Source organism: Mesorhizobium sp. M1E.F.Ca.ET.041.01.1.1, from assembly GCF_003997355.1.
GTDB lineage: Bacteria > Pseudomonadota > Alphaproteobacteria > Rhizobiales > Rhizobiaceae > Mesorhizobium.
Genome location: NZ_RZSL01000285.1, coordinates 1 through 7,805, shown reverse-complemented (window position 1 = coordinate 7,805; position 7,805 = coordinate 1). Strand labels below are relative to the sequence as shown.

Here is a 7,805-nt window from a genome sequence, read left to right as displayed (position 1 = left end):
GGACATGGCAATGGCCGATGCCACAAGCGGCGCCAGCAGCGCGGCGCGCGCAAACGTTCTTTCGGTCATGCCAAAAAGTCCCACTCTAACAGCCTCTCGGTCGCCACCGGCCACAGGGGCACGGTCCCCTTCTTCCCCGCATTTGCGATGGAAATCCGGCGACAATTTGTCTGCCGGAGTGTCGCGTGTTTACCTCAACCACTTATTAAGGGCAACGCGCGGGCGGATAAGGGCCGCCCGGCGTGGCACTTTTGCACCGGCTTATGAACAGGCGTCTACGAACGCCCGAGTGCTTTCAGCTCATGCAGCACGGCCGCATCGCGGGCCGAGACATCCGGGAATTCCGGGTCCTGCCCGACGTCGGCGGTGTAGCGCCAAGAGCGCGCGCATTTGACCAGACCGCGATCCTCGGCCTTCTCGACCACCACGGCCACACCCTTGACGTCGTCCAGTATGAAGGCGCCCTGCGGAGCGTTGCCGTGCTCGATGACCAGGTCGCTGGTGATCGCCATCTCGGCCATGTCGACATCGGCGATCGCGGCTTCGAGCGCCGCGTCGTCGATGGTGACCACCGGAACGGCTTCCAGTGAGGAACCGATGAGCTTGTCGGCGCGCGCGATCTCGAGCGCGCCGGTGACGACACGGCGCACCTGCCGGACCTTGCGCCATTTCTCGGCCAGCGCCTCGTTCCGCCAGTTCTGCGGTATGACCGGGAACTGGTCGAGATGCACCGAGACGGCATCCGGGTGGCGGTCGAGCCAGGCTTCTTCCATGGTGAAGGGCAGCATCGGCGCCAGCCATTTCACCAGGCATTCGAAGAGGTGGCGCACCACCTGCACCGCCGCCTTGCGGCGCAGGCTGGACGGCGCGTCGCAGTAGAGCGCGTCCTTGCGGATGTCGAAGTAGAAGGCCGAGAGCTCGACCACCATGAAGTCGAGCAGCGCACGGGTGATGCGTTTGAACTCGAACGCGTCGTAGCCCTGGCGCACCACCTCGTCGAGCTCGGACAAGCGGTGCAGCATCAGCCGCTCGAGTTCCGGCATCTTGTCCAGCGGAACGTCCTCGCCCTCGTCATGGGCAAGCGTGCCCAGCATCCAGCGGATGGTGTTCCTCAGCTTGCGGTAGGCGTCGATATTGGTCTGCAGCACGTTCTTGCCGAGCCGCTGGTCTTCCCAATAATCGGTCGTCACCACCCAGAGCCTGAGGATGTCGGCGCCGGACTGTTTGATCACGTCCTGCGGCACCACCGTGTTGCCGAGCGACTTCGACATCTTGCGGCCTTCCTCGTCCATGGTGAAGCCATGGGTGATGACCGTGTCGTAGGGCGCCCTGCCCCTGGTGCCGCAGCTTTCGAGCAGCGAGGAGTGGAACCAGCCGCGATGCTGGTCGGAGCCCTCGAGGTAGACGTCTGCCGGCCATTTGAGATCGGGACGGTCCTGCAGCGTAAAGACATGCGTCGAGCCGGAATCGAACCAGACGTCGAGGATGTCCATCACCTGATGCCATTTCGAGGCGTCGTGGTTGCCGAGGAAACGGTCCTTGGCGCCGAGCGCGAACCAGGCATCGGCGCCTTCCTTCTCGAAGGCGTCCATGATGCGCTCGTTGACCGCCTCGTCCTTCAGCACGTTGCCGTCCGCGTCGGCGAAGACGGCGATCGGCACGCCCCAGGCGCGCTGGCGCGACAGCACCCAGTCGGGACGCTCCTCGATCATGGCGCGGATGCGGTTCTGGCCCGCCGCCGGCACGAAGCGCGTGTCGTCGATCGCCTTCAGCGCGCGGCTGCGCAGCGTCGTGCCGTCGCCGAGCTCCTTGTCCATATAGACGAACCATTGCGGCGTGTTGCGGAAGATGACCGGCTTCTTCGAGCGCCAGGAGTGCGGATAGCTGTGCTTGAGCCGGCCGCGCGCGAACAGCGCGTTGCGCTTGATCAGCTCGTCGATGACCGCCTGGTTGGCATTGCCCTTCTTGCCGTTGTCGTCGATGACGCGCGCCGCACCGCCCTCGCGGTCCGGGCCGAAGCCCGGAGCGTCCTTGGTGAAGAAGCCGGCATCGTCGACCGGGAAAGGGATGGTGGTGTCGACGCCACGCTTAAGCAGCTCGGCAACCGCGTCCATCCAGGCGTCGAAGTCCTCGCGGCCGTGGCTGGGCGCGGTGTGGACGAAGCCGGTGCCGGCTTCGTCGGTGACATGCTCACCGGCGACCATCGGAACCGGGAACTCGTAGCCGCCGGCGAGACCCTTGAAAGGATGCGAAAGCGTAAGGCTTCCAAGCTGTTCGGCCGAGACGCTGTGAAGCCTGTTCAAGGTGACCTTGGCCTTGGCGGCGCTTTCTTCGGCGAGCGCGTCGGCGAAGATCAGCTTCTCGCCGGGCTGCGGGCCGAAGGCATTCTCCGCCGCCGTGACCTCGTAGAGGCCATAGGCGACGCGCAGCGAATAGCTGACGGCACGGTTACCGGGGATAGTCCAGGGCGTGGTCGTCCAGATGACGACATGCGCCTCGACGAGATCGAGCGCGGTCTCGCTCAGCGCCGTCGCGGCGTCGGCACCGGCGACCGGCTGCGCAAGGCTGGCGACCGGGAACTTCACCCAGATCGTGTCGCTCTCATAGTCCTGGTACTCGACCTCGGCCTCTGCGAGCGCGGTACGCTCGACAACGCTCCACATCACCGGCTTGGAACCGCGATAGAGCTGGCCCGACATGGCGAATTTCAACAGCTCGCCGGCGATGCGCGCCTCGGCGTGGTAGGCCATGGTGGTGTAGGGATTGTGGAAATCGCCGATGACGCCGAGGCGCTGGAACTCGTCGCCCTGCACCTTGATCCAATGAGCGGCGAAGTCACGGCATTCCCTGCGGAATTCGTTGACCGGCACCTCGTCCTTGTTCTTGCCCTTGGCGCGGTACTGCTCCTCGATCTTCCATTCGATCGGCAGGCCGTGGCAGTCCCAGCCCGGCACGTAATTGGCGTCGTAGCCGCGCATCTGGAAGGAGCGGTTGATGACGTCCTTGAGGATCTTGTTCAGCGCATGGCCGATATGGATGTTGCCGTTGGCGTAGGGCGGGCCATCATGCAGCACGAACTTCTCCCGGCCGGCGGTCTCCTGCCTGAGCTTGCGGTAAAGGTCCATGTCCTGCCAGCGCTTGACCAGGCCCGGCTCCTTCTCGGGCAAGCCGGCGCGCATCGGGAAATCCGTCTGCGGCAAATAAAGCGTTTTGGAATAGTCGATCGTCTCGGACGCATCGGTCGTAGGGGTATCGGTCATCGATCTGCCATCTCAATTGCCCGGCGGCGGAAGCGCCCGGGCGTTGAAGTATCATGTTCTGGGCAAAGCGCGAGGAGCGCGCGAAAACTCCCGGCGGCTCCGGTGGCGCTCAGGCCACCCGGAACACCGGGCCCGTAATTCGTATCGCGATCGCGAAAAGGCGCGAAAAGCTCTTCATCGCGTGGCTTTTAGCGGATGGCGCGGCAGGAATAAAGCGCGGATTTCAAGGCAAAGCGCCGGTTTCCTGCCCTACATCGAGAAATTGAAGCGATAGGTGGTCGACACGCCAACGGTCCACTGGTTGCGGTCGCCGCGCTCCTTGACCAGGCTTGAATCGGCCGCCGGCCCCATCAGGCGCGAATATTCAGTGAAGACGCTGGCCGTCATCGGATCTGTCACCTTCCAGGTGATCGCGCCGCCGAGGCCCGTCGACTTCAGCCCACCACCCGGATGGTATTCGCTGAGGCCCGAGGCGGCCGCTTCCTTGGCGTTGACGCCGTAGTAGGCGTCGAAATAGTCGGACGAAGCAAAGGAAACGCGAGGACCGCCTGAGATGCGGACCGTCGGCGTGACATCGTAGAAGGCGTCCGCCGCGATGTCGGCGACGAAGCCGTTATGGGCGCGAATGCCATGCCGCAACTCCGCCCGCGCCCGGACCCAGTCGAGTGGATAGAATTCGAAGAAGCCGCCAACTTCGCCGCCCCAGTGCACAGGATCAAGGCCTTCCAGCTCGTCCTTGCTGTCGCGCGAGAACAGGAACTTGCCGGTGAGGCCTGCGCGTACGCTGCCGTCGTCGATCAGCCCCAGCGAAATGTTGTCGTTGCGCGAGGTGAAGCGCGCCTCGGGGCCGACCTTGCCGAGCGAGATGATGGGCTGGGCACTGAGCATATACTTCTTGCCGCCCTCGAAATTCGGGGCGACAAGGCCGGTGGCGCCGAGCGTCAAATACCAGTCGCCCGAAATCCAGCTCCCCTCGCCCGCACGGGCTGCGGAGACGGCCATCAGGCCAGAGGCGAGAACCAGCGGAATCGTCCCGACAATACGCATCGTCACCCCTTACGCGAAACAGGCCGGCAGGAACACCCGGCAGCGCTCAAGCCATGGCGCCGGTTCGGTAAAATTTGACTTAAAATCCGTAACATCGGTGACGGCGGCCCAAGCGTTTTTTTCGCCAGGCGGCTCGCTGGACGGGCCACGCCATCGGGACTACCTTCGGCTGACCCGCAGGATGCGCGGCGAATTCTGGAGGGAAACCGAACCATGACCTTTCAAGACGATGCCCTGAGCGACGCGATCGGCCGGACGCGCGACAAATGGGGATGGTTCGTGGCGCTGGGCGTGCTGCTCTTGATCTTCGGCGGCATCGCCTTCGGCAATCTGTTTATCGCCACCGTCGCCTCGGTCTATGTCGTCGGCTGGCTGATGCTGATGGCCGGCGCCATCGAGATCGTCCACGCCTTCGGGGTCAAGACCTGGGGCCGCTTCTTCTACTGGCTGCTCAGCGGCCTGCTTTACGCCGTCGCCGGCTTCTTCGCCTTCGATAATCCGTTGCTCGCCTCGGCGGTGCTGACGCTTCTGCTGGCCATCGCGCTCGTCGCCTCCGGGCTGCTCAGGGCCTGGGTGGCCTACAATCACCGGCCGGAGCAAGGCTGGGGATGGCTGCTCGTGGCCGCCATCATCACCATCCTGCTTGGCCTGATCATCGCCATGGGCTGGCCTGTCAACAGCCTGTGGGTGCTCGGCATGTTCCTGGCCATCGACCTGATCTTCCAGGGTTGGAGTTTTATTGCCATCGGGCTGGCGTTGAAGAGATAGCTTACCTCAAAAGCAGATCGCGGCGTCCAGCTCCGACAGTGGCCGCACGCCGGAGAGCAGCGCCCTCGCCTCGGCTTCGTCGCGCTTCATCTGCACCACCAGCGCATCGAGCCCATCGAATTTGAGCTCGGGGCGCAGGAAGCCGAAGAAGGACACCCGGCAGGTCTCGCCGTAAAGATCGCCGGAGAAGTCGAACACAAAAGTCTCGAGCAGCGGCGCGCCGTTGTCGTCGACGGTCGGGCGGCGGCCGAAGCTGGCGACGCCGTCATGCAGCATGCCGTCGGCGCGGCGGAAACGGACGGCGTAAATCCCTTCCTTCAGAGTGGCTTCCGGCGAAAGCCTCATATTGGCGGTCGGGAAGCCCAGCGTGCGGCCGAGCTGCTGGCCGCCGATCACCTCGCTCTCGACGGTGAACCGGTAGCCGAGCAGGCCGGCGGCCTCCTCCACCTTGCCTTCGCAAAGCAGGGCGCGGATGCGGCTCGACGAGACCACCTCGGCGCCCTCGTCGCGGAAGGCATCGACCAGCGTGACGCCGAAGCCGTGGCGTTCGCCGGCCGCCATCAGGAAGGCCGGGCCGCCCTGACGATCCTTGCCGAAATGGAAGTCGAAGCCGGTGACGGCGTGGCTGATGCCGAGCCTCGTCTCCAGCACGTCGGTCACGAAAGCATCGGCCGAGAGCGAGGCGAAGTCGCGCGTGAACGGCTGCTCGACCAGAGCGGCGAAGCCGAGCTCGGCCAACAGCCGCGCCTTCATCGGCGGCGGCGTCAGCACGAACAGCGGCACGTCCGGCCTGAACACCTTGCGCGGATGCGGCTCGAAGGTGAGCACCAGCGCCGGCACACCGCGCCGGCGGGCCTCTGCCAGCGCCCGCTCCAGCACGGCGAGATGACCGCGGTGGACGCCGTCGAAATTGCCGATCGCCACGACGCCGCCGCGCAGATGGGCAGGCAACGGCGCGACCGCCGAAATGCGTTCGAAAGCTTCACTCATGTCCGAGGCGTCCGTCATGGCCACGCTATAGCCTATTGCAGCCGCGGGATGACGGCGACCGGCCGGTAGCCGTGCTTTGAAAGAAAGCCCGCCAGCCTTCCGGGATCGGGCCGCAACGGATCGCCATAGTCGCGGGCGTGGATGCCGCCCGAGACATAAAGCACGTCGAAGCCGTTGTCGGCGGCGCCCTTGACGTCGGTCATCATGCCATCGCCGATGGCGAGAACTTTTTTGCGCTCGACCGCGTGGCCGAGCAGGCCGGAAACCTCCTTCATGGCGACATCGTAGATCGGCGCGAAGGGCTTGCCGGCGATCAGCGTGCGGCCGCCGAGCTGCGCATAGTCGCGCGCCAGCGCGCCGGCGCACCAGATGGTGCGCTCGCCGCGCTCGACCAGAATATCGGGGTTGGCGCAGATGAACGGCAGGTTGCGCGCGCGCAGCCGCCGCAGCAGCTCCGCATAGTCGGCGGGCTTCTCCACCTCGTCGTCATAGAGCCCGGTGCAGACGACACCGGATGCTTCGAATTCCTCGACGAGCTCGACACCGAGACCGTCATAGAGGGTGAAGTCGCGCTCGGGGCCGATGTGGAAGATCTTCCTCGGACCCTCGGCGATCAGGTCACGCGTGACGTCGCCGGAGGTGACGACGCGGTCATAGGCGCCGGCCGGAACGCCGATCACGTTCATCTGCGCGACGACATCGGCGCTGCGGCGCGGCGAATTGGTGATCAGCACCACCGGCACTTTGGCCGCGCGCGCCCGGGCCAGCGCTTCGGCGGCAATGGGAAAGTGCCATTCGCCATTGTGCACCACGCCCCACACGTCGCACAGAATGGCGGCGTAGTCTCCCGTCAGGTCGGCGAGCGAAGCGATGATGTCGGGCGAATCCGCCATGCCGTTTCCTGATCTGATCCCTGATTAACCGTGACAGCCATTCCTTTGGTCCGGAGGCCGTCACCGCCGGTCCCGCATAACCGAAGCGCTTCATCCTGTCATCAGCTTTCGCCGTCGCCGGCAGGCGAGCCCCGATATCGCCCGTTCGGAAGCGCAGGGTTAATGGACCGTCAAAAAGGCGGTGCCTTCTTGATGTTTTCGCGCAAGGTGAAGTTTAAAGATTTGTGACCATGGTTGCAGCTCAAATACGACCATGGTCGTACATCGATATGGGTCTTTAGCGGGGGCTAACGCAATGATCCGCGAATTTCTACGCGACAGGCGGGGCAATTATGCCCTGATGACGGTTATCACGATGGTGCCGCTGATGGGCGGCGTGGCGCTTGCAGTCGACTACACGGAGTTGGTCCGGGAGCGGCAGGAGACGCTCAACGCGCTGGACGCCGCCGGCATCGCCACGGCGCAGCAGATCGTCGGTGGGGCGACCGACGATCAGGCCAAGGCCTACGCCAAGCAGTTCTTCGAGGCCAATCTCAGGCATGTCCTTCCGGCCAACACGACGCTGACGGTGACCCTGCCCAACAACAATGCCGGCGGCGGCACGCTGGTCATGCTGGCAGCCCTGAAATACGAGCCTTATTTCCTGCCAGTGGCGGCCATGCTGCTGGGCGGCAAGGCGGGCGACACCACCGTCAATTTCTCGGCAAAGTCGGAGATCCGGCTCAAGAACACGCTGGAAGTCTCGCTGGTGCTCGACAATTCCGGCTCGATGGCCGAACTCGGCCATGGTTCCAACCAGGTGCGGTTCGATTTGCTGAAGGGCGCCGCCAAGCAGCTTGTCGACCAG

6 protein-coding genes are annotated in these 7,805 nt (G+C 64.6%); 2 read left to right on the top strand and 4 right to left on the bottom strand.

Going from position 1 to position 7,805, the window contains the following annotated elements:
- Positions 1-275: 275 nt before the first annotated feature.
- A complete protein-coding gene (ileS, locus tag EOA38_RS21530; RefSeq protein ID WP_126094417.1) occupies positions 276-3,260 on the bottom strand; it encodes an isoleucine--tRNA ligase in 2,985 nt (994 codons plus the stop codon).
- Positions 3,261-3,509: 249 nt separating this feature from the next.
- Complete coding sequence (locus EOA38_RS21525) at positions 3,510-4,307, bottom strand: MipA/OmpV family protein (RefSeq protein WP_126094418.1); 798 nt, start codon at positions 4,305-4,307, stop codon at positions 3,510-3,512.
- 213 nt (positions 4,308-4,520) lie between these two features.
- Between EOA38_RS21525 and EOA38_RS21520 the strand changes: the two genes are divergently transcribed.
- The gene (locus EOA38_RS21520; RefSeq protein WP_126094419.1) at positions 4,521-5,075 is read left to right on the top strand and encodes an HdeD family acid-resistance protein; all 555 of its coding nucleotides are present in this window, start codon (positions 4,521-4,523) and stop codon (positions 5,073-5,075) included.
- 6 nt (positions 5,076-5,081) lie between these two features.
- Here the strand turns inward: EOA38_RS21520 and EOA38_RS21515 are convergent, their stop codons facing one another.
- Together EOA38_RS21515 and EOA38_RS21510 are read right to left on the bottom strand one after the other, a co-directional pair.
- On the bottom strand, positions 5,082-6,065 hold the full coding sequence (locus tag EOA38_RS21515) for a bifunctional riboflavin kinase/FAD synthetase (RefSeq protein ID WP_126094420.1): 984 nt from the start codon (positions 6,063-6,065) through the stop codon (positions 5,082-5,084).
- Positions 6,066-6,097: 32 nt separating this feature from the next.
- Positions 6,098-6,958 carry a TIGR01459 family HAD-type hydrolase gene (locus EOA38_RS21510; RefSeq protein WP_126094421.1) on the bottom strand — a complete coding sequence of 287 codons (861 nt, stop codon included), beginning with the start codon at positions 6,956-6,958 and terminating at the stop codon, positions 6,098-6,100.
- A 295-nt stretch (positions 6,959-7,253) separates the two neighbouring features.
- Here EOA38_RS21510 and EOA38_RS21505 point away from each other — a divergent pair.
- A partial coding sequence (locus EOA38_RS21505) for a TadE/TadG family type IV pilus assembly protein (protein ID WP_145966022.1) occupies positions 7,254-7,805 on the top strand: 552 nt, incomplete at its 3' end.

Excerpts from the sequence above, each read along its gene's own strand:
- ileS (WP_126094417.1), bottom strand. The coding sequence starts at position 3,260 with ATGACCGATACCCCTACGACCGATGCGTCCGAGACGATCGACTATTCC.
- EOA38_RS21525 (WP_126094418.1), bottom strand. The coding sequence starts at position 4,307 with ATGCGTATTGTCGGGACGATTCCGCTGGTTCTCGCCTCTGGCCTGATG.
- EOA38_RS21520 (WP_126094419.1), top strand. The coding sequence starts at position 4,521 with ATGACCTTTCAAGACGATGCCCTGAGCGACGCGATCGGCCGGACGCGC.
- EOA38_RS21515 (WP_126094420.1), bottom strand. The coding sequence starts at position 6,065 with ATGAGTGAAGCTTTCGAACGCATTTCGGCGGTCGCGCCGTTGCCTGCC.
- EOA38_RS21510 (WP_126094421.1), bottom strand. The coding sequence starts at position 6,958 with ATGGCGGATTCGCCCGACATCATCGCTTCGCTCGCCGACCTGACGGGA.